Raw genomic sequence first — 20,246 nt, 5'->3', positions numbered from 1 at the left:
CCTCGGGCATCGCGCCATCCGTTTATTTATCGGCTCCTGCCCCCGGCGGGTTCGAAGGAAGCCGCACCACATCTAGCCCGGAGCATGCATCATGCTTGCGCATATCGGAGTAGGCCGGAAGCTCTACCTCGGCTTCGCCGCCATGGTCGTCATCGTCCTCGGACTGGCGGGCACGGCCTACCAGAGGTTCGCGGAGCTCGACGAGGCCCGCTCGTGGGACCAGCACACGTACGAGGTGATGCTCACGACGAGAGAGATCATGGCGTCGCTGCTCGACACCGAGACAGGAGAGCGCGGCTTCGTCATCACCGGGGCGGAAGCGTTCCTGGAGCCGTACCGCAGCGGGCGCGACCGGTTCGAGCAAAGCCTGAGCCGTGCCCGGGAGCTCACCAGGGACAACCCGCGCCAGCAGACGCGCCTCGAGAAGATCGACAAGCTCCATGACGAGTGGCTCTCCTCCGTGCTCGAGCCGACCATCCAGCACCACCGCAGCGCGGACGAGGCGAAGGCGCTGGCGGATCGCGCCGTCGAGGAGGTCAGGCGGGGGCGCGGAAAGAGCCTCATGGACCAGATGCGCGGGGCGCTCAAGGAGATCGACGACGAGGAGATCTCCCTCCTCGGCCAGCGGCAGGCGGCGACGAACGCGCTCGTCAGGACGATGTACGTGACGCTGCAGATAGGAGGTCTGCTCGCGATCGTCGTCGCCGCCGTGCTCGCCGTCGTCTTCAGCAGGATGATCCTCTTGCCGCTCACCCAGGCGGTGTCGATCCACCAGCGCATCGCCGGGGGCGACTTCACGGGCCAGGTCACGGTGAAGAGCTCCGACGAGTTCGGCCAGATGCTCGGCGCCGTGAAGGCCATGTCGGAGCGCCTGGCGGGCCTCATCGGCGAGGTCCGGAGCGGCGCGGTCTCGGTCTCCTCGGTCTCGGTGCAGCTCTCGGCGACGGCGCAGAGCCTGTCGCAGGGCACCAGCGAGCAGGCGGCGTCCGTGGAGGAGACGATGACCAGCCTGCAGCAGCTGAACGGCACGATCGCGAAGAACGCCGCCAACTGCAAGCAGGTCGAGGAGACGGCGCACCGGAGGACGAGGGACGCGGAGCAGAGCGGTCAGGCGGTCCGGGAGACGGTCGAGGCGATGAAGGCGATCACCCAGCGGATCGTGATCATCGAGGAGATCGCGTACCAGACGAACCTGCTCGCCCTGAACGCCGCGATCGAGGCGGCTCGCGCGGGCGAGCACGGCAAGGGCTTCGCCGTGGTCGCCACGGAGGTGCGGCGGCTGGCCGAGCGAAGCCGGGATGCGGCGAAGGAGATCGGCTCGTTCGCCGCGTCGAGCATCGTCGTCGCGGAGCGCTCGGGGCAGCTCATCGCGGAGCTCGTCCCGTCGATCCGTGAGACCGCGGAGCTGGTGCAGGGCGTCGCCGTGGCATCCAAGGAGCAGTCGAACGGCGTGGCCCAGATCAGCGGGGCGGTGGAGCTGATAGAGCAGGCCACGCAGCGCAACGCGGCGATCTCCGAGGAGCTTGCCAGCACGGCGGCCGAGCTCTCGGCGCAGGCAGAGCAGCTCCAGAACGTGATGGCGTCGTTCCGCCTCGCGCAGGAGAGCGACGGCGACCCGGGCCAGAGGCCTGCGGCGCCGGGGCATCTACCGGACCGCCGCGGCGGCAAGGCGCTGTGGAGGCCGCCGCAGAAGGGCCCCCCGAGCGGCGGCGCATCGAGCAACGGGCGCGTGCCGCACGCCGCAGGCGATCAGGATTTCGTCCCGTTCTAGAGCGGCGGTCGCCCGCTTCGGATACGGGCCCACCTCGGCGTTTTCTCGGTGCTCAGCGCCCTTTCGTGCGCTTGCGCGCCGAAAACGCCGATCTGGGCCCGGCGCGACGTCCGCGGCTCACTCCGAGCCCGCGATCCCGGCGAGGATCAGGTCGATCCCGGCGAGGAACTCTTTGCGGTCGTCGTGGCCGGGGAGGTGGGCGGCAACGCTTCGCGTGAACGGGTACTCGCGGGCGTCGAGCTCGCGCCAGCGCGCCGCTGCCGCCTCGAGGAAGTCGACGCGGTTCGTCGACGGCGCGAGCTCGCGGCGCGCGAACTGGATCGCCGTGGCGTTCTGGGCGCTCACCCCGATGACGTAGCTGAGCAGCGTCGACGCCGCGGTGAACTGGGCCCTCCCGCGGACGCCCAGCGCCTCGACCTGGCGGCCGAGGCGCTCGTAAATCCGCAGCATCGCCGTCTCCCACGGAGCGCGTGCGAGCTGCGCACCCACCCATGGGTGCGCCTCGATCGCGTCGAACACGCCGAGCGCGACGCGATGGATCGCTTCGCGCGGCCTGGTCGAGCCGCGCACTTCGCCCATCGTGCGCGCGACCAAGGCGTCGGTCGCGGCGGCGAGGAGCTCGCTCCTGTTCGTGACGTGCCAGTAGATTGCGCCCGGGCCCGTCGAAAGGCTCGTCGCGAGTGCGCGGAACGTCAGCCCATCCTCACCGTCCGCGTCCAGCAGCGCGATCGCCGCTTCGACGATCCGCTCGCGCGAGAGCGCATCTTCACGGCGTTTCTCGCGTTCCGGCCCTCGCGTCGCCTTCTTCGCCACGGCTCCATCTTGACAGCTCTGGAGCGGCGTTCCAGGTAAATTGTTGGAACGACGTTCCAGGATGAATTCGGGCTGAAGAACGAGAGGAATCAAGATGACTTCCGTCACCATCATCGGCGCCGGACCGGGCGGGCTCACCCTCGCGCGCGTCCTCCACGTCCACGGGATCCGGGCGACCGTGTGCGAGGCGGACGCCTCCGCCGAGGCGCGTACGCAGGGCGGGATGCTCGACGGGTCGACCGTGACCACCGGCCTCGTCGTCGGCGCCGACGGCGCGTGGTCGAAGATCCGGCCGCTCCTCTCCGACGCGAAGCCCGAATACGTCGGCACCTCCTACATCGAGACGTACCTGCTCGACGCCGACGCGCGGCATTCCGTCAGCGCCAGGCTCGTCGGCGGGGGCGCGCTCTACGCGCTCACGCCCGGCAAGGGCATCATCACGCACCGCGAGGCGAACGGCGTCCTCCACACCTACGTCGCGCTCACGAAGCCAAAGGCGTGGCAGAGAGGCCGACCCCTACCTGCGAACGCGGACGTACTTCCATGCAACGTCGATCCTGACCTCGTCCTCCAACATCAACTACCACTGGCGCGGCGTGCGTAAAACCCCCGCCGCGGCGCCCGTTCGCGAGATCCCGGCGTCGCGCGCGCCCGCCGCGTCCACCCTCACGGGGGCGCGTCGCGCTTCCTGAACCACTTGGAGAGGTAGCGCTCTTCGAGGTCGATGAAGGCTTCGCGCATCATGGCCTCGTAGACGATGGCCTCGAGGATCCCGGGGCGCGGGGCGGGGGTCTGCTGTTGAATGAGCCCGGCCGGGACCCGCCGCGCGATCTTGTAGCTCGTGCGCAGCGGCTCCGCGTCTCCGGGCAAGATGAACTCCGTCTTGAAGAAGAACTTGAGCCCCATGATGATGATCTGCGGCTTCTTGCTGGCATGGGCGATCCCGGACGACTCGACGCGATAGGTCACCACGAGGGAGGGGGAGGTCACGGTGAGCTGCTCCTCGGCGGCGCCCTCGAAGGGCGGGCCCGGCTCGAAGGTGACGAGCTCCGGCTCGAACCCCCGCCCGAGCGCCTCCACCAGGGCCGCCGCGGTCCGCTTCTCCTGGGGATCGAGGCGGGTCGCATCCACGTAGCGCGTCGGCAGGGACGCGGCGCCGCTGAACATCGGGATCTTCCGAACGATGTCGTCGGCGCGCTCCAGGTCCTGCGACGGAAGCCGCCGGAAGCGGACCTGGACGGCCGGGCCGCGGAGGCCCTCCGGCGTGCTCCTGGGCCCCACGCGCTCCGCGTAGGCGAGGAGCCGCCGCACGAAGTCCGCGTTCTGCTCGCTCCCTTCGGGCATCTCGCCCTTGTACCGATCGAGCGCGCGCGCATAGAGCGCGTGCCTGGCGTCGTTGAACGCCTTGTCCAGGCCGTGCTTCGGGTAGCGCTCCGCGAACGCCAGCAGCGCCGCGAGCGTACCCACCTCGCGCGCCCGCTCGAGCTCCGCGGCGAGCGCCGCGCGGCGGGCCGCGGCGACCTCGGCCTGGATGCCCGTCCTGGGGTAGGCGCGGGTGAAGTCGTCGATCGCCTCCACCGAGCCCTTCGCCACCGCGAGGCGCAGCTCGGCCCGCGGCAGAAGCACCTGCGAGACGACCTCCGCGTGGTCGCGGCCCCGCGTGATGTAGCTCTGGTACGCGGCCACGTCGTCGCGCGCCCGCGCCGCGGCGTACATCCGAGCGTCGCTCATCCGGTTGCGGAGGAAGAAGAGCCCCAGGCCGAGGGCCACGCCGACCGCGGCCGCGAGGAGCCATGCATAGCTTCGCCACCCGGGGACCTCGCGCGAGAGCGGGATCGGTGACGCGAACGGGCTCTCGATGGCAGGCGGCTCGAACGGATCGAGCCGGCGCAGCTCCGCGGCGTCGGGCTTCGCCCTCATGCGGCTGCACGCGGCTTCGACCTCCCGGATCACGTCGTCCGAGCGCGACGGGTCCTCGAGGGGAAATGCGTGCTGCGTGCCGCCGAACGTGAGGACCACGGCGCCCCGAGGGCCCGCCGAGACGCGCGAGAGCTCCGCGAGCGAGAAGACCCGGAGCCTGTGGTCGCGCGCGTCGATCAGGTTCGCGGGGAAGACGAACAGGCCGGGCGTGAACGGCAGCGTGATGAGGTCCGCGTTGTAGGCGAGCGCCCGGAGCACGCCGATGACGGTGGTCGCGGCGAGCAGCACGTACGCGGCGGCCGCCGACGTCGGGTGGAGCGCGAGAACGCTGTTGACGTCGCCCAGGCCGGCCGCACAGAGCGCCGCCAGCAGGAGCCCCGACGCGGCGCTGACCGCGAGCCAGGCCACGATGGTGCGCCGAGTCCCGAACCGGCTGACGATCGGCGCCGGCGCGAACCGCCCGCGGAACGCCTCGATCACGCCGTCCTGGATGGTACGCGGAAGCTCGTAGAAATTGATCTCGTTCATCGCGCTGCTCCCACTCGGCGCCGGAGCTCGGCGCCCTTCCACGTATCGACCTGCCGATCGACTTTAATGCATTTCGCCCCGGGCTCCGAGTCCGGAGATGGCAACTCCTTGCAGCAGGAGCGTGCGGCGATGCGTCGACTTCTGCTCCTCTGGCACTTATGCAGTCTCGCCGGCGCCGGCGCTGCGGTGGGCTGCGGCGACGACGAGCCCCGGAGGGACGGCTCGAGCGTCCAGCGCCAAGGGCATGACGCTGATGCTTGGCGGGAGCCTTACAGGATCTCGAGCTCGCCGAAGCGGGGGAGGCGAGCGCCGCGAGGACCGGAGTGGTGGGGCAGCGGGCTCCTGGGTCGAGATGGGTCATCCGTCCGTCTGCCAGCCCGACCCCGCCGCCATTCCGCGAGCGGCCGCAAAGCCGCGATCGATCAGCGCGATGAACGCAGCGTTCGCCTTCTTCGCAGAGCCTCCGCGCTCGAACACGCGGATCGCTTCGCCGTACGCCGTGCGCCACGTCAGCGCGACCATGCCGGCGACGAGCCGGGCGAGGCCGTCGGGCGTTGGACCAGCGAGCTCGACCGCGAGCCCCTCGACCACCTCGTCCCCGATTTCGCGGAGTCGCGCCTTGAGCGACGGGCTCGCCGCAACGACGCGCCACCAGCCGACCGTCTGGCCGTCGATGCGAGCGAACGGATGCTTCCGCTCGCACAGCCTGTCGACGAGGCGGCGGAGCGCGTCGATCGGCGGCTGCCCTTGCGGCCTCCCGCGGATTGCCTCGCGCAGGAGCAGCTTCACCTCGTCCTCGCGATCCAGGAAGAGGTCCTCCTTGCGCGCGAAGTAGTTGAACACCGTCATCTTGGAGACATTCGCGGCGGCGGCGATCTCTTCGACCGTCACCGCGTCGAAGCCGCGCGCGAAGAACATCGCCGTCGCGACGTCGGAGATCCGCTGCCTGGTCTCGCGCTTCTTGCTTTCACGGAGCTCGCCCATGGATCGAATAGTAGACCGAGATAAAAATTTTATCTTGCACAAAATTGTACCCGGTATAATTTAACGTCATGATTCACGACGCGATCATCGTGGGCGCTGGCCCGGTCGGGCTCTTCCTCTCGATCGAGCTCGCGACCGCGGGCGTGGCGCCGCTCGTGCTGGAGCGGCTCGCGGAGCCCGACCGCACGATCAAGGCCGCCGGGGTCGGCGCGGTGGCCGCCGAGGCGCTGGAGCGACGCGGGCTCGCGGGTGCGCTCGACGACGAGCGCCGCGCCACCATGGCGCTGATGATGCCGGCGCTCAAGGCGCGCTCCGGACCTGGACCGATGAAGAGGCCGGGAGGCCATTTCTCTGGACTGTTCTTGATCGACCCGAGCCTCCAGCGCGACCCGGAGCGCCACATGCGCCCCGTGCCGCAAGAGGCGCTCGAGAGGATCCTGAGCGCGCGCGCGACGGAGCTCGGGATCGAGATCCGCCGCGGCGTCACGGTGGAAGGCTTCGAGCGGGACGACGACGCCGTGACCGTGCAGACGAGCGCGGGCCCGCTGAGCGCGAAGTACCTCGTCGGCTGCGACGGCGGCCGGAGCCGCGTCCGCAAGCTCGCCGGCTTCGAGTTCCCCGGCACGGATCCGACCATCACCGGCTATCAAGCCGTCGTCGAGCTCGATACGCCCGAGAAGCTCGCGACGGGTTGGCACCGAACGCCGCGCGGCCTCGTCGCGTCTGGACCGATGCCGGGGCGCGTCTTCACGGCGGAGTTCAACGGGCCGCCGCCCAACAGGGATGCGCCGATCACGCAAGCCGAGGTCGAGGCGGCGATCCAGCGCGTGAGCGGCACCGACGTCAAGATCCTGTCGATGACGATGGCGACGCGCTGGACCGACAACGCGCGGCAAGCAACGACCTACCGGATGGGTCGCGTCCTTCTCGCCGGTGACGCCGCGCACGTCCACTCGCCCTTCGGCGGCCAGGGCTTGAACCTCGGCCTCGTCGACGCCGCGAACCTCGGCTTCAAGCTCGCCGCGGCGGTGAACGGGCGCGAGCATCTCCTCGACTCGTACACCGCCGAGCGCCATCCCGTCGCTGCGCGCGTCCTCGAGAATACCCGCGCGCAGGTCGCGCTCATGCGACCTGACCCGCTCACGAGCGCGCTCCGCGCCATCGTGAGCGACCTGATGCAGCTGCCCGAAGGCAATCGCTACTTCGGCGAGATGCTCACGGGCGTCGGCGTTCGTTACGATCTCGGCGACGACGACCCGCTCGTCGGCACCCTCGCGAAGGACCGGCTCCTCGCGCTCGAAGGCGGCGAAGCGCGGCTCTATGCGCTGATGGAGAGAGGCGGCGGCCTCTTCATCTCGCCTTCGGAACGGTCGCTCCCGCAGAACGTGCACCATGCGTGCACCAAAGACGGTCCATCGATGCTCGTCCGTCCCGACGGCTGCATCGCGTGGACAGACGCCTCGTCGACGTCGCTCGACCACGTGCTCGCGCGCTGGTTCTGAATCAGAGCGACGCGCCCGTCGCCGCGCGGCCGCCACGATGGCTCGGCGGATCGAGCTCGGGCAGGCGGCTCAATGACCCTGCGACGTGGCAGAGTCCGAGCCCGCCTCCAGGGCTGCACGCATCGCCTTCCTCTTGTTTTTCGTACCGACGACATCCGGCCTGGACTATCGTGCTCGACCATGCGCCCGTTGGCCCTGCTCTTCGGCTCGTGCACCGTCCTGTTTCCTCTCGCTTGCGGCCCTGCCCAGCCTCAGGGGGGCCCTGGAGCACCGCTGAAGCCCCCGGGCGCCCCGGCGGAGGCGGGCGCAGCGGACCCCGCGAGCGAGGCGCCTCCGCTCGCCGTGAAGCCGCGAGGCGACGTCACCGTCACGCTGCTCTACACGACGGATGAACACGGCTGGATGGAGGGTTTGTCCGAGGGCGGCGTGAGCCGCGGAGGCGCGGCCGAGCTGCTCGGGAGGCTCGTGAAGTATGAAGGGCACTGCCCAGGGCCTGTTCCCGCGGGCATCGAGGCGGCAGGGGCGCTCACGCCCGCCGCGCCCGAGGATTGCACCTCGCCGCGCACGCTCCTCCTCTCGGGCGGCGACAATTTCACCGGCCCCGCCATCTCGACGTATTTCAACGGCGTGTCCATGGCGAGCGCGATGGGTCGCATGGGTTATGCCGCATCGGCGTTCGGCAATCACGAGTTCGACTTCGGCGTGCCTCAATTTTCGAAGCTCCGTGACCTCGCCCGGTTGCATTACCTCGCGGCGAACGTGAAGATCGACGACGCGAAGCTCGCGGGCGAGCTCGCCATCCGGCGTTACGAGGTCTTCGAGCGCAAGGGCGTGAAGATCGGCGTCGTGGGGCTCGCTGCAGCAGACACGCTGAAGGCCGCGATGGCCGAGCGCTTTCGAGGGATCACGTTCGAGCCCACCGAGGCCTCGCTCGACAGCGCGATCCGTGAAGCGCGGGAGAGGGGAGCAGCCGACGTCGTCGTCGTGACCGCGCACGAGTGCCCTGACGATCTCGTGCCCATCGTGGCGAGACACCCGGAGTGGCAGCTCGCGTTCGTCGGAGGGGGCCATTGCCACAGGAAGATCGACGCGCGCGCGGGCGACACGCCCGTCGTCTCCCCCGGCTGGCGCCTGCACCAGTACGCCCGCGTCGCCATCACCATCAACCCCGACAATCCCCCGCGGGCTCGCGTCGTCACGATCAGCCATTCCATCGTCGACGTGGCCGCCGATCCGCAAGCCCCGGCGGATCCTCCGCTCGCGCGGCTCGTCACGGCGTGGAGAACGAAGGTCGACAGCGCGCTCGGGAAGGTGATCGGCTATTCGGAGGGAGGGATCGGCCCGGAGGAGGCCGTCGGCAAGATCGTGAGCGACGCCTGGCTCCACGAGCTGGGCGGCGATGTGGCGATCATGAACCGAGGTGGCGTGCGACAGACCATTCCGCGGGGGCCGATCTCGCACGCGACCATCTGGAGCGTGCTCCCGTTCGACAACCGCCTGGTGAAGGTGTCTGTCGACGGCGCGTCGCTCGCGAAGGACCTCGAGGCGACGTCGTTCATCATCTCCGGCGCGAGGAGAGCGCCGAACGGAAGCTGGTCGGTGGGCGGCAAGCCGATGGATCCGAAGAAGCGCTACACGGTCATCATCACCGACTTCATGTACGGGGGCGGAGACGGCGCCGTCTTCGCGGCGCGAGATCCGAAGCCCGTGGGGACGGGGGTGTCGTGGCGAGATCCGGTGATCGCGTGGATCGAAAAGAAGAAGAGCGCGGAAGCGGGGCCGCTCGAGAGGAAGCTCGACGAGAGGCCGGCGCCAGCGGGCAAGCAGAGATGAACGATCGGACCTGTCGGGGGCGTGCTGGAGGCGCGTTCGTCGTCACGATTCTGACCAGCTCCCGACCGTAGGTCTACGAGCCGGCAGGAGGTGCGCCCCGAGCGCGGATCGCGGGGGCCGCGTTCACACACCAGCCTGCGTGAACATGCCGTCGTTCGGCGGCTGTTTCGACGGGGCGTCGTTCACCGTGGTGGACGAGCAGCGAACGGCCGAGCGACCCGTTCCAATCTCGCGGACGCGGGGGTATGCTTTGGCCGGGATGCCGGGGGATCCGTCCAGTCGCGTCGCAAGGGCAGCGCTCAGCGCGAGCTTGCTCGCCGCTGCGCTCGTCTGTTGCCGGGGCGAGGCGCTCGCGCAACCGGCGGCCGATCCTCTCCCGGAAGAGCCGGCGCCTGTGGCGCAGGGGCCGGGCCGGGCGCAGGGGCTCCGGGGCGGGGCGCCGCTGTTCCACCTCGGCGCGCGCGACAACGCGCTTCGCACGAGCCGGTTCGGCTGGACCACCAGCGCCACCACCAGCGTCTTCGGCCTCGACGGCGGGCCTTACAGCGACGACGGCGAGTACGCCGGCATGACGTTCTCGCTCGTTCCCCGCTACTCGTTCGTGAGCACGAAGGAACACTGGGCCTGGGTGGGCACCGACATCGCCCTGAACGTGCCCCTGTCAGACGGCGATGTCCCCGGAGAGGACTCCGTCACCCTGGCGGACCTTCCCCTCCAGGCCGCGTACACCTACACGATCTTTCAAGACGACAAGGGCCTCGCCCTGCTCGCCGGGCCTCGGCTCGGCGTCGCGCTCCCGACGTCGCCGGCGAGCCGGTACACCGGAGTCTACGCGCGCACGCGGCTCGGGCTCGGTGTGCTCGCGAACCTCCCCCTGCTCGATGAACAGTGGTTGAACGGCGTCTTCTTCTCGGCCGGCGGCGTATGGGAGCACCTGTTCTCGCAGGCCACCACGCCCGCGAACGGCGATCCCGTCAGACCTCGTACGTCCCCGTCGGGCGAGGTGCAGCTCGACGATCGGCTCTCGGGGGACTTTCTGCTGCGCGATCAGCTGTCCATGCGGATGAGCTTCTGGGTCAACCTCTGGGGCGATCTATCGCTCGGCAACACGTGGGGGCTCGTGGCCCGATTCCGTGATGTGCCGTCCGACGAAGGCTGTGTTCAGACCGTGCTGACGTGCGTACCCGTGGAGTCGCGCGGCTCGTCGGCAACGACCAGCACCACGTTCGAGGTGTCGCTGAGCTACCCGGCCGAGGACATCGCATGGTTCGAGCTCGGCTACGACAACACCGCGCCCAGCCTGGGGGAGGACGGACAGCGCCGTTCCCTGTTCCACAGCCCTGGTGCGCAGCTGTACCTCTCGATGACCCTGTTCCTCGATAGCCTCTATGCGAGGGCGACAACCCCGCCTGCCAAGCGGCTGACCGCTGCGCGCTGAGTCGGCTAGCTCTTCCCAATCGCGGCTCATTGCAAGGTGATGTCCAAATGCGTACACATGGCGGAGTTCTGGCATCGGCGTTCGTCATCTTCTGCAGCTATGCGTGTGGGGACGTTCCGTCCGATCAGCCCGTGGGTCAGGGGGGCGCCGGGGGGCTCGGCGGTCAAGGTGAGGCGGGCGGCGTCGGCGGCACGGGCGGGAGCGACGGAGCCGGCGGCACGGGCGGCGTGGGCGGCACAGGCGGCGTCGGCAGCACGGGCGGGAGCGGCGGCGCCGGCGGCACGGCTGGGAGCGGCGGCGCCGGCGGCACGGGCGGGAGCGGCGGCGCCGGCGGCACGGGCGGGAGCGGCGGCCAAGATGGCGCAGGCGGAGCAGGTGGGGGCGCGCCTCAGGCCGCGGAGACGATCGATTTTGATGTCGTCAGGTTCTATGCGACCGGATCGAGCTATGTAGGCACCCCATTCGCGCTCGCGGACCTCAATGGCGATGGACGTGCCGACGGCGCGCTGGCGCTACGCAGCGCGAACAGGGTCTCGGTGCTCCTCGCCGATGGCAAGGGTGGGTTTCTTCCTCGGACAGAGCACGTCGTGAATGGCGCGCATGACGTCGCCGTGGGCGACGTGAACGGCGACCTGAACCAGGATCTGGTCGTCACGCTCCTGAGCGCCGACGCCGGCGTCCGCGTCCTGCTCGGCAACGGCGATGGCACGTTCCAGGCCCCGATCTCGAGCCCGGGGGCGGACTACGTCTCGCCCGTCCTCGCCGACGTGAACGGTGATGGGAAGCTCGACGTCGTGGCGAGCCGCAATGGCAATAGCATCACGATCCTGGCGGGGGATGGCGCGGGCGCGTTCACGACGTCGAGCACGCTCACCGGGACCACGAACTGTCGCTTCATCACGCTGGCCGACCTCGATAGCGACGGCGTGCGCGACATCGTCGGTTTCGACACAGAGATCTCCACGCCGGTCGTCAGCGTGCGCTTCGGTCAGGCCGGCGGCGCGTTCGGCCCCGTGACGAAGACCACGATCGCCGCGCGAGACGGCGTGCCGGTCGGCAGCGCGGCAGATCTGGCGGTCGGCGACCTCGACGCCGACGGCAACCCCGATATCGCTGCCGTGGATACGAAGGGAATGACCCTCTTGATGGGTAGCCCGTCGGGCGCGCTCTCGGCGACCAGGCGCGTCCCGGCCGGCCTCGCGCCGAGCGGCGTCGTCATCGGCGACTGGGACAGCGACGGAAGACAAGACATCGCGGTGGAGAGCACGGACGACTCGATGCTCAGCGTCTTCCGGGGGGACGGGCTCGGGGGGCTCGAGCCGCGGGTGACCTATTTCACTGGACAACGTGGCTCGCGCGTCCGGTCAGGAGATCTCGACGGGGACGGCAACGCGGATCTCGTCATGTCGACGAGCGGCCTCCTTGTCGCGCGAGGTCGCGGAGATGGCACGTTCCACGCTGCTCCGGCGCTCCTCGGGGGCAAGGGCGCGAGCGGCGCGGCGCTCGGCGATTGGAATGAAGACGGCAAGGCCGACGTGGTCGTCGCGTATGCCGGTGGCCAGTCGCTCTCGCTCTTTGCCGGAAGAGGGAGCGGCGCGTTCGATATGCCCGTGACCCTGCCTGCCGGCGGCGTGGATCCGGAGCAGGTCGTCGCGTGGGACGTGAACGGCGACGGGCACCTCGACGTCGTGTTCGGCACCGACGCGGCGGGAAAGGTCGGCGTGCTCCTCGGCGACGGCGCAGGCTCGTTCGGCCCCGTGGTGCTCCACGAGGGCGGGAGGAAGATCGCGCTCGCCGACATGAATGGAGACGGCGCCGCCGATATCGCAGCGACCACCTTCGACAACGTGCGCGTGCTCCTCAATGACAGGGCTGGCGGGTTCCTGCCGCCGATCGCGTATCCCGCGGGGATGAACATCCTGGATGTGGCGGCTCGCGATTTCAATGGAGACGAGAAGACGGATCTGGTGACGGCGAACTACGACAGCGATGACATTCGGCTCCTCATTGGCAACGGAGACGGCACGTTCGAGGCGGCCACGAGCCTCCCGGTGGGCAGCTCCGCGTGGACCGTCGCGCCCGCCGATTTCACGGGCGACGGCGTGCTCGATATGGCTTTCGCGACGGTGGGTAGCGCGAGCGTCGTCGGCGTCCTACCTGGCCAGCCACGGGGGATGTTCGGCGCGCCCATCACCATGCCGGTCTACCTCCCCCTCGAGACAGCGCTCAGCACGGCGGATTTCGACTCCGATACGCGGCCCGATATCTTCGTCGCGCTCGGCGGCGGTGGGACGGTGGGTGTGTTTCGCGGCAAGGGCGACGGCACGTTCGACTCCGCGCTCATGTACCAGAGCGTCTTCACCAGGGCGCTCGCGATCGGAGACGTGAACGCCGACCAGAGGCCGGACGTGCTCGTCGTCTCCACCCCGGTCCAGCAGGACGGGAGCGTGAACGTCTTCGTCAATATCTCTCATTAGGCCATCTCAGGGCAGCGTGGTCGCCGTCGTCGCCGCGCGCCTGTGCAGACGTTCGGCTCGGCGTCAGCGAGGCGAAGATCGCAGGATGAGCAGGCGGCCGTCCGCGTTCCCTGCTGCGCCAGCGTCGTCGAACTCGGTGAGGAGCAGCGTCTCTCCGTATCGCATTGCGGCGCGCGGCGACCTCACGCCCTCGGGGGCGGCGAGGCTCGCGCGGAGGGTCAGGTCCTCCGGGTCGAGCAGCCACGTGCGACCAGATTGGCCCACGGCGATGACCTCGTCTCCCGTCTGGAGGAGCACGGAGACGGGCTCGCCGAGCGCGACCTCGTGCGTGGCTCTGCCGCTCGCCGGATCCAGACGGACGACCCCGGAGCGCACATCCGTGAACACCGCGCCCGGGCCGGCGGCGATGTGCTGGTGGAGGTCGCCGATGTGGAGATCGTCGCGCGGCTCAAGCGAGGTCTGGTCGACGACGCTCACGTCTCCGTCGCCGTGCGCCACCCAGATCCGGCCGTGCCCGACGGCGAGCGCGAAGGCGTCCCGGCCGAGCGCGGGCGAGCGGCGTTGAGCTCCCGTGGCCGGATCGATCCGCACGACCGAGGAGTCCGCCGAGCTCCCCTTGCTCCAGAGCAGCACCCAGAGCGCGTCGTCCGCGAGCACCATGTCCTCGGGGGAGTCGGGCAAGCGCGCCAGCGCGCGGGCACGCCAGGAACGCCTTGTCGATGGTGAGCTGCCGAGCACCGCCCGCCGGAGCTGCTCTCTACGTCCGCGCGCTGTTCTCGAGCTCTGCACGTGCGGCGCTGACCACGGACATGAACTCGCGCGCGCGCTCCGTGAGGACCTCGTCCTTGCCCGCCGCGAGCGCCGCGGCGTCCACGAGCTCGCCGCCGACCCCGAGCGCCACGGCGCCGGCCTCGATGAAATCCCTGGCTGTCGTCAGGTTGACCCCGCCGGTCGGCATCATCTTCACCTCCGGGAGCGGCGCGCGCAGGGCGCGCAGGTACTTCGCGCCCCCCATCGCGGAGCACGGGAACAGCTTCACCGTGTCGGCGCCGGCGTTCCACGCGGTGATCACCTCGGTCGGCGTGAGCGCCCCCGGGAAGACCGCCTTCCCGAGATCGTGCGCCACGCGGATGACCTCCAGGTTGAGCCCCGGGCTCACGATGAACTCGGCGCCGGCCTCGATGCACCTGCGGGCCGCGTCCGCGGTGAGCACGGTGCCCGCGCCGACGAGGACGTGGTCCCTCATCCGCGAGGCGATCTCGCGCATGACGGACAGGGCGTCGGGGACGGTCATCGTGATCTCGATGACCTCGATGCCGCCCGCGCACAGCGCGCGAGCGGCCCGCACGGCGAGCTCTCCGCTCGGCGCGCGCACGACGGGGACGATGCCGATCTCCTCGATGCGACGGACGATTTGCTCCCTGTTCATCGCTCGATCCTCGCGCCGGCTCCGCTCATGGCCCTCCGCACCTCGGCGAGCGACGCCATCGAGGTGTCCCCCGGGGTCGACATCGCCAGCGCGCCGTGCGCGACGCCGCACTCGATTGCCCACTGCGGGCTCTGCTCGGTCAAGAGGCCATAGATGATCCCCGAAGCGAACGAGTCGCCGCCGCCCACGCGGTCCAGGATCTCGATGTCTCGCTGCGGGATCTCGTGGAACTCGCCCTCGTAGTACAGGATGCCACCCCAGCCGTTCACGCTGGCGGTCTTGGCCGTCCGGAGGCTCGTGGCGACCACCGAGATGTTGGGGTACGCCGCGACGACCTCGGAGATCATCCGGCGGAAGCCGCTCGTGTCGAGCTGGCTGTAGCTGCTGTCCACGCCGGACACCTCGAAACCGAGGCCCGCGACGAAGTCCTCCTCGTTGCCGAACACGCAGTCGACGTACGGCATGAGGGCGCGATTGACCTCGCGCGCTCGCCGCTGGCCGCCGAAGTTCTTCCACAGCGAGGGCCGGTAGTTGAGGTCGTAGGAGATCCGCACGTCCTGCGCGCGCGCGACCTCCATGGCCTCGTGCGCCACGCCGGCCGTGGTCTCCGAGAGAGCGCAGAAGATACCGCCGGTGTGGAACCAGCGCGCGCCGCGCTCGCCGAAGAGGGTCTTCCACGGCACGTCGCCGGGCCTGAGCTTGGACGCCGCGCTGTGGCCGCGGTCCGAGCAGCCGGCGGCGGCGCGGGGCCCGAAGCCGCGCTCGGTGAAGTTGAGGCCGTTGCGCACGTCCCGGCCCACGCCGTCGTAGTCGACCCAGCGCAGGAAGGACGTGTCGACCCCGCCCTGGAGCATCAGGTCCTCGATGAGCCGCCCGACGGCGTTGTCCGCGAGCGCCGTGACGATGGCGGTGCGGAGCCCGAAGCAGCGCCGGAGCCCCCGCGCCACGTTGTACTCGCCCCCGCCCTCCCAGACGTCGAACGTCCGCGCCGTGTGGACGCGGCGCTCACCCGGGTCGAGGCGCAGCATCACCTCGCCGAGGCTCACCTGGTCCCACTGGCAACCCTTTGCACTGCGAATCTGCATATTCTTCTCCTCGACAACTCATCCAGCCGCCGTCCTCGTCCGAGTGCTGGGCGGCCGACGACCTGCGGATCCGCCCCGCGTCGTTCACGAGGATGTCGAGGCGACCGAGCTCTGCCCCGCAGGCTGTGGAGTGAACGCCGCCCCTTCGATGCATGGATGAGTTATTGAACTAGCGGGCTGTTTGACAAGGCGTTCAACACAGTCTCCGATGCCCCACGCCGTGCGCGTGGCAAGCGAGCCGGCAGCGTGCGGCGCAGCGCTGCGACGATGCTGGAAAACTTATCGAACGGTTCTCCAGCGTCGCTTCTCCAGGGTTGGTGATCGATCCCGATCCCAGGGACGAAGGGCCGCCGCGTATGATGGCCTGCTCAGGGGGAGAGCGAAAAGAAACCCCAAGACAAATTGTGAACGTTCACATTGCGGGTGTCAACGAAAAAGGATCGGCGTGAGGTCATCCTCGATCCCGATGGGCGCGCAGCGGCGGCCGGCCACGGCGCCCATGACCCAAGGTCGAGGAGATGGCGGGTCGCCGCCGCCGCGCCGTCGTGTTGGCCGACGGCGACCACCGGGACCGAATCGTCCAGCCCGCCCGCGACAGCGGTGATCCCAGGTGCTCTCTACCGAGATGGGCCCTTGACCGGGGGCAAGCGGATTGGAAATTGGAATCTACATCGAACATAACCGCGGTCCGGTGCCTGCCGCTCTTGCCGCGGCGCTCCGGAGGAGACTTGCCCGCCACCCGAGTCCGAGCTTGGCCTCAATGGCGAAATGGTGTTGACATCGCTGATGTGAACGTTCACATTGAGGCCTCCTTATTCTGCTTTGCCATGAGGGGGTCGTCATGCGCAGCGACACCTCCGCTATCGGGATCGCGTTCGGCACCGACTCCAAAAAGACTCCACCATGAAAATACTCACGAGTATTCCGGCGAGTTTCGCCAAGTTGTGCCTGATGATGACGCTCTCGCCGCTCGCGGCGTGTGCGTCGTCTTCCGCGGCCACGGCGACGCCACCCGAGACGGCGGGCGGCACGAGCAAAGCGGCGGCCCCGCTGGCCGTGCCGGCGAAGCAGCGTGGTCCGATCCTCGACACGCACATCCATCTCTACCAGGTCACGCGTCCGGGCGGCGTCGTCTGGCCGGAAGCCAAGCAGAAGCCGATTTACCGCGACGTGTTGCCCCCGGAGTACGAAGCCATCGCGAAGCAGAATGGCATCATCGGCACCGGCGTCGTCGAAGCCAGCCCCGTCGTCGACGACAACTTCAAGGTCCTCGAGACGACGAAGGGCAACGACTTCTTCAAGTTCCTCGTCGCGCAGCTCGAGATCGGCTCGCCGAGCTTCAGCGCCGATCTGGCGCGCCTCGTCGCGGACCCGCGCGTGGTCGGCATTCGCGGGTTCCTCTGGAGCCCGAAGCTGGCGCTCGACGCCAAGCAACTCGCCTCGCTGGAGGAGCTCGCGGCCAAGGGCATGACCCTCGACATCATCAGCCGCGGCACCCTGAACCCGAAGGACAGGGTCGAGGCGCTCGCAACCGCGGTGCCCAAGCTCCGTATCATCATCGATCACCTGGCGGGCGCGAAGGGGCCGACGCCGGATCCGGCTTGGGTCGATGCGATGCAGCGGCTGGCCAGGCACCCGAACATCTACATCAAGTTCTCGTCGTTCTTCGACATGTACAACCCGGCCGCCACCGAGGACGATCCCTGGAAGGCGCCGACCGACCTCGCGGCGTACAAGGCGCACTTCGACGTGCTGATGAAGGCCTTCGGCGAAGACCGGCTGATCTGGGGCAGCAACTGGCCCGTGGTCGATATGGGGGGCAGCCTCGCTTCGGAGATCGAGATCGCCGAGCTCTACCTCAAGGAGTTTGGTCAGGAAGCACGTGACAAGGTCATGTACAAGAATGCGCAAAAGTTCTACGCGCGTCACCCCTGAACAGCGGCGTCCCGAGCGCCACGGGGAAGGCGGCGCCTGCCGCCCCGCTCACGGATCGTAGAGCAACGCCACGCCGCTTCGGCTACGGCCATTCGACATGGCGCTCTGTTCTTTAGCAGAACGAAGCGGCCCCGGCTGCGGAGCGCGCCGTGAAAGCCGCGAGTGAACGAAGTCGCTCAGCGAGGCAATGACAGCATGAAAGCCCTGACGATCACCGGTCCGTCGGTTGCACAGGTGAGCCAGATCCGCGAGCCCAAACCGGCGCACGATGAGGTGTTGATCCGCGTGCAGCGGGTCGGTTTGTGCGGTTCCGACTTGAACACGTTCTTGGGCAAGAACCCGATGGTGACGTACCCTCGGGTGCTGGGGCACGAGGTGGCCGGCACGATCGTGGAGCTCGGCTCGGGCGTCGAGGCGGACTGGCGCGTCGGTACCGACGTCACGTTCACGCCGTACACGGCGTGCGGCGGGTGTCCCTCGTGCCGCGCGGGACGGCGCAACGCCTGCCGCGACAACAAGACCATGGGCGTACAGCGCGACGGCGCGCTGACCGAGCTCGTGGCCGTGCCGTACCAGAAGCTCTTCACGTCACGGAAGTTGAGCCTCACGGAGCTCGCGCTCGTCGAGCCGTTCTCGGTAGGCTTTCACGCGGCGGCGCGGGGGCGCGTCGAGGCCGATGAGACCGTGCTGGTGATGGGCTGCGGCGGCGTGGGGCTCGGGGCCGTCGCCGGCGCGGTGAGCCGCGGCGCGCGCGTGATCGCGCTCGACACGCAGGACGAGAAGTTCGCGCTCGCCCGGGCGCTCGGCGCGCGAGAGGCGGTGCTCGGGAACGCCGATGCACGCCAGCGCGTGATGGACCTGACGAACGGCGACGGGCCGGATGTCGTGATCGAAGCCGTGGGCGCGACCGCGACTTACCGCAATGCGGTGGATTGGGTGAAATTTTGCGGCCGAGTCGTGTACATCGGGTACGGCAAAGAGCCGGTGAGCTACGAGACCAGGCTGTTCGTGATGAAGGAGCTCGACATCCTCGGCTCGCGCAACTGCCTGAACGAGTTCTCGGACGTGATCGCCTTCTTCGAGCGACGCACGTTCGACCCGAACATCCTGATTTCGAAATCGATCCCCATCGAAGGCGTGCCCGAGGCGCTCGCTGACTGGGCTGCCCACCCCGGTCGAACCTCCAAGATCATGGTGGGTATGTCGTGAGCGTGCGCGATTCGGCGCCTTCACGGAAGGGATTTCGGATGAAGACGATCCATCAGTTTCTGCGGATGAAGAGCCTGCTCTCGAAGCACGATCCCGAGTCGACCGTGTCGCCGAGCGCGAGCGGGAGCCTCGCGCACACGAGCCTCGCGTGGGTACGCGCCCGCTGAGCCGCCGGAGCACCGACATGGGCAATCCGATTCTTCAGTTCGGCACGAGCCGATTCCTGCAGGCTCACGCGGACCTCTTCATCTCGGAGGCGCTCGGCGCCGGCCGCGCGCTCGGGACCATCACCGTGGTGCAGACCACGTCGAACCCCGAAAGCCGCGCGCGCATCGACGCGCTGCGCGCGCGGGGGCGTCACCCCGTGCGGATTCGGGGGCTGCGCCGCGAAGAGGTCGTCGATACGACGATCGAATGCAGCTCGATCACGGAAGCGCTCGATGCGAACACCGATTGGCCGCTCGTGCGCGAGCGCTTCGCGAAGGATGCGCGCGTCGTGATCTCGAACACGAGCGACAGCGGATACGTCTGCTTGCCCGAGGACACGGCGACATTGCTCGCGCCCGGCGCGGGCGTGCCGCGCGGGTTCGCCGCGAAGCTCGTCATCCTGCTGCGCGCACGCTTCGAGGCGGGCGCCGCGCCGCTCACGCTGCTGCCTTGCGAGCTCGTCTCGAACAACGGTGACACGCTGCGTGCGCTCGTCGCCGGCGTCGCGCGCCAATGGGGCGCCGATGCCGCGTTCCTGCGCTACATCGAGCACACGTGCATCTGGGTGAACTCGCTCGTCGACCGGATCGTCTCGGAGCCGATCCGCCCCGTCGGCGCGGTTGCCGAGCCCTACGCGCTCTGGGCGATCGAGCGGCGCGAGGGGATGGTGCTGCCGTGCCAGCATGAAGCGATGATCGTGACGGACGACCTGCTCCATTACGAACGCTTGAAGCTGCTGTTGCTGAACCTCGGGCACACCTACCTCGCCGAGCGCTGGCGGTTGGACGGGCGCCCCGCGGACGAGAACACGCTGCGCGCGATGCGCGATCCGGCCTTGCGCGCCGATCTCGAGGCGCTCTGGCGCGACGAGGTGGTGCCCGTCTTCGATGCGCTCGGCAAGGGTGCTGCCGCGCGCGCCTACCTCGACGAGGTGCGCCAGCGCTTCCAGAACCCATTCCTCGATCACCGGCTCTCCGATATCGCGCGCAACCATGGCGAGAAGAAGCGACGCCGCTTCGGGCCCGTGATCGAGCTCGCGCGCGGGCTCGGCCTGAACCTCGATCAGCCCCGGCTGCACGCGGCTCTTTGCACGGCCGTGCCCGCATGAGCAGGTG

The 20,246-nt window shown here is 69.1% G+C and carries 15 protein-coding genes and 1 pseudogene; 10 read left to right on the top strand and 6 right to left on the bottom strand.

The window, feature by feature from the left end; all coding sequences use genetic code 11:
* The first annotated feature begins 91 nt into the window (after positions 1-91).
* Complete coding sequence (locus tag ACSRUE_RS42245; RefSeq protein ID WP_441288507.1) at positions 92-1,771, top strand: methyl-accepting chemotaxis protein; 1,680 nt, start codon at positions 92-94, stop codon at positions 1,769-1,771.
* A 117-nt stretch (positions 1,772-1,888) separates the two neighbouring features.
* On the opposite strand, the gene ACSRUE_RS42240 is transcribed toward ACSRUE_RS42245, so the two are convergent.
* Complete coding sequence (locus tag ACSRUE_RS42240) at positions 1,889-2,698, bottom strand: TetR/AcrR family transcriptional regulator (protein ID WP_441288506.1); 810 nt, start codon at positions 2,696-2,698, stop codon at positions 1,889-1,891.
* Here ACSRUE_RS42240 and ACSRUE_RS42235 point away from each other — a divergent pair.
* Positions 2,679-3,086, top strand: a pseudogene (locus tag ACSRUE_RS42235) (FAD-dependent monooxygenase); the annotation flags it as partial. The gene ACSRUE_RS42240 and the pseudogene ACSRUE_RS42235 sit on opposite strands and share 20 nt — an antisense overlap.
* 164 nt (positions 3,087-3,250) lie before the next feature.
* On the opposite strand, the gene ACSRUE_RS42230 reads toward ACSRUE_RS42235, so the two are convergent.
* Both ACSRUE_RS42230 and ACSRUE_RS42225 read right to left on the bottom strand, forming a co-directional pair.
* The gene (locus ACSRUE_RS42230; protein ID WP_441288505.1) at positions 3,251-5,032 is read right to left on the bottom strand and encodes a hypothetical protein; all 1,782 of its coding nucleotides are present in this window, start codon (positions 5,030-5,032) and stop codon (positions 3,251-3,253) included.
* A gap of 357 nt (positions 5,033-5,389) precedes the next feature.
* A complete protein-coding gene (locus ACSRUE_RS42225; protein ID WP_441288504.1) occupies positions 5,390-6,058 on the bottom strand; it encodes a TetR/AcrR family transcriptional regulator in 669 nt (222 codons plus the stop codon).
* Positions 6,059-6,084: 26 nt separating this feature from the next.
* Here ACSRUE_RS42225 and ACSRUE_RS42220 point away from each other — a divergent pair, with 26 nt between their 5' ends.
* From ACSRUE_RS42220 to ACSRUE_RS42205, 4 genes are all read left to right on the top strand, one after another.
* Positions 6,085-7,518, top strand: a complete 1,434-nt coding sequence (locus ACSRUE_RS42220) for an FAD-dependent monooxygenase (protein WP_441288503.1) — start codon at positions 6,085-6,087, stop codon at positions 7,516-7,518.
* Positions 7,519-7,698: 180 nt separating this feature from the next.
* Entirely contained in the window at positions 7,699-9,351 is a 1,653-nt protein-coding gene (locus ACSRUE_RS42215) for a bifunctional metallophosphatase/5'-nucleotidase (protein WP_441288502.1), read from the top strand.
* 139 nt (positions 9,352-9,490) lie between these two features.
* Positions 9,491-10,789 carry a hypothetical protein gene (locus tag ACSRUE_RS42210; RefSeq protein WP_441288501.1) on the top strand — a complete coding sequence of 433 codons (1,299 nt, stop codon included), beginning with the start codon at positions 9,491-9,493 and terminating at the stop codon, positions 10,787-10,789.
* 47 nt (positions 10,790-10,836) lie between these two features.
* Positions 10,837-13,266, top strand: a complete 2,430-nt coding sequence (locus tag ACSRUE_RS42205; RefSeq protein ID WP_441288500.1) for an FG-GAP repeat domain-containing protein — start codon at positions 10,837-10,839, stop codon at positions 13,264-13,266.
* Between the two features lie 63 nt (positions 13,267-13,329).
* Here ACSRUE_RS42205 and ACSRUE_RS42200 read toward each other — a convergent pair whose 3' ends face one another.
* From ACSRUE_RS42200 to ACSRUE_RS42190, 3 genes are all read right to left on the bottom strand, one after another.
* A complete protein-coding gene (locus tag ACSRUE_RS42200) occupies positions 13,330-13,947 on the bottom strand; it encodes a YncE family protein (protein ID WP_441288499.1) in 618 nt (205 codons plus the stop codon).
* Between the two features lie 76 nt (positions 13,948-14,023).
* Complete coding sequence (locus ACSRUE_RS42195; RefSeq protein WP_441288498.1) at positions 14,024-14,695, bottom strand: bifunctional 4-hydroxy-2-oxoglutarate aldolase/2-dehydro-3-deoxy-phosphogluconate aldolase; 672 nt, start codon at positions 14,693-14,695, stop codon at positions 14,024-14,026.
* Complete coding sequence (locus tag ACSRUE_RS42190) at positions 14,692-15,780, bottom strand: PfkB family carbohydrate kinase (protein WP_441288497.1); 1,089 nt, start codon at positions 15,778-15,780, stop codon at positions 14,692-14,694. Before ACSRUE_RS42190 ends, ACSRUE_RS42195 begins: the two co-directional genes overlap by 4 nt.
* A 903-nt stretch (positions 15,781-16,683) precedes the next feature.
* Here ACSRUE_RS42190 and ACSRUE_RS42185 point away from each other — a divergent pair.
* From ACSRUE_RS42185 to ACSRUE_RS42170, 4 genes are all read left to right on the top strand, one after another.
* Positions 16,684-17,715, top strand: a complete 1,032-nt coding sequence (locus ACSRUE_RS42185) for an amidohydrolase family protein (protein WP_441288496.1) — start codon at positions 16,684-16,686, stop codon at positions 17,713-17,715.
* Between the two features lie 195 nt (positions 17,716-17,910).
* Positions 17,911-18,924 (top strand): zinc-binding alcohol dehydrogenase family protein, encoded by a 1,014-nt coding sequence (locus ACSRUE_RS42180; RefSeq protein ID WP_441288495.1) that lies wholly within the window; start codon positions 17,911-17,913, stop codon positions 18,922-18,924.
* A gap of 38 nt (positions 18,925-18,962) precedes the next feature.
* Positions 18,963-19,091 (top strand): hypothetical protein, encoded by a 129-nt coding sequence (locus ACSRUE_RS42175; RefSeq protein WP_441288494.1) that lies wholly within the window; start codon positions 18,963-18,965, stop codon positions 19,089-19,091.
* Between the two features lie 17 nt (positions 19,092-19,108).
* The gene (locus ACSRUE_RS42170) at positions 19,109-20,239 is read left to right on the top strand and encodes a mannitol dehydrogenase family protein (RefSeq protein ID WP_441288493.1); all 1,131 of its coding nucleotides are present in this window, start codon (positions 19,109-19,111) and stop codon (positions 20,237-20,239) included.
* Positions 20,240-20,246: the final 7 nt, after the last annotated feature.

It is taken from the genome of Sorangium sp. KYC3313, assembly GCF_052075895.1.
Classification (GTDB): Bacteria; Myxococcota_A; Polyangia; order Polyangiales; family Polyangiaceae; genus Sorangium; species Sorangium cellulosum_B.
Note: the sequence above shows the minus strand (reverse complement) of the source record. Positions and strands in the feature narration are given on the sequence as shown.

What these genes read in the sequence shown, in the direction of transcription:
- ACSRUE_RS42240 (WP_441288506.1), bottom strand. Translation starts at nt 2,698, where the DNA reads ATGATGGTGACGGAAGTCATCTTGATTCCTCTCGTTCTTCAGCCCGAA.
- ACSRUE_RS42175 (WP_441288494.1), top strand. Translation starts at nt 18,963, where the DNA reads ATGAAGACGATCCATCAGTTTCTGCGGATGAAGAGCCTGCTCTCGAAG.
- ACSRUE_RS42180 (WP_441288495.1), top strand. Translation starts at nt 17,911, where the DNA reads ATGAAAGCCCTGACGATCACCGGTCCGTCGGTTGCACAGGTGAGCCAG.
- ACSRUE_RS42190 (WP_441288497.1), bottom strand. Translation starts at nt 15,780, where the DNA reads ATGCAGATTCGCAGTGCAAAGGGTTGCCAGTGGGACCAGGTGAGCCTC.
- ACSRUE_RS42185 (WP_441288496.1), top strand. Translation starts at nt 16,684, where the DNA reads ATGAAAATACTCACGAGTATTCCGGCGAGTTTCGCCAAGTTGTGCCTG.
- ACSRUE_RS42170 (WP_441288493.1), top strand. Translation starts at nt 19,109, where the DNA reads ATGGGCAATCCGATTCTTCAGTTCGGCACGAGCCGATTCCTGCAGGCT.
- ACSRUE_RS42230 (WP_441288505.1), bottom strand. Translation starts at nt 5,032, where the DNA reads ATGAACGAGATCAATTTCTACGAGCTTCCGCGTACCATCCAGGACGGC.
- ACSRUE_RS42220 (WP_441288503.1), top strand. Translation starts at nt 6,085, where the DNA reads ATGATTCACGACGCGATCATCGTGGGCGCTGGCCCGGTCGGGCTCTTC.
- ACSRUE_RS42205 (WP_441288500.1), top strand. Translation starts at nt 10,837, where the DNA reads ATGCGTACACATGGCGGAGTTCTGGCATCGGCGTTCGTCATCTTCTGC.
- ACSRUE_RS42195 (WP_441288498.1), bottom strand. Translation starts at nt 14,695, where the DNA reads ATGAACAGGGAGCAAATCGTCCGTCGCATCGAGGAGATCGGCATCGTC.
- ACSRUE_RS42245 (WP_441288507.1), top strand. Translation starts at nt 92, where the DNA reads ATGCTTGCGCATATCGGAGTAGGCCGGAAGCTCTACCTCGGCTTCGCC.
- ACSRUE_RS42215 (WP_441288502.1), top strand. Translation starts at nt 7,699, where the DNA reads ATGCGCCCGTTGGCCCTGCTCTTCGGCTCGTGCACCGTCCTGTTTCCT.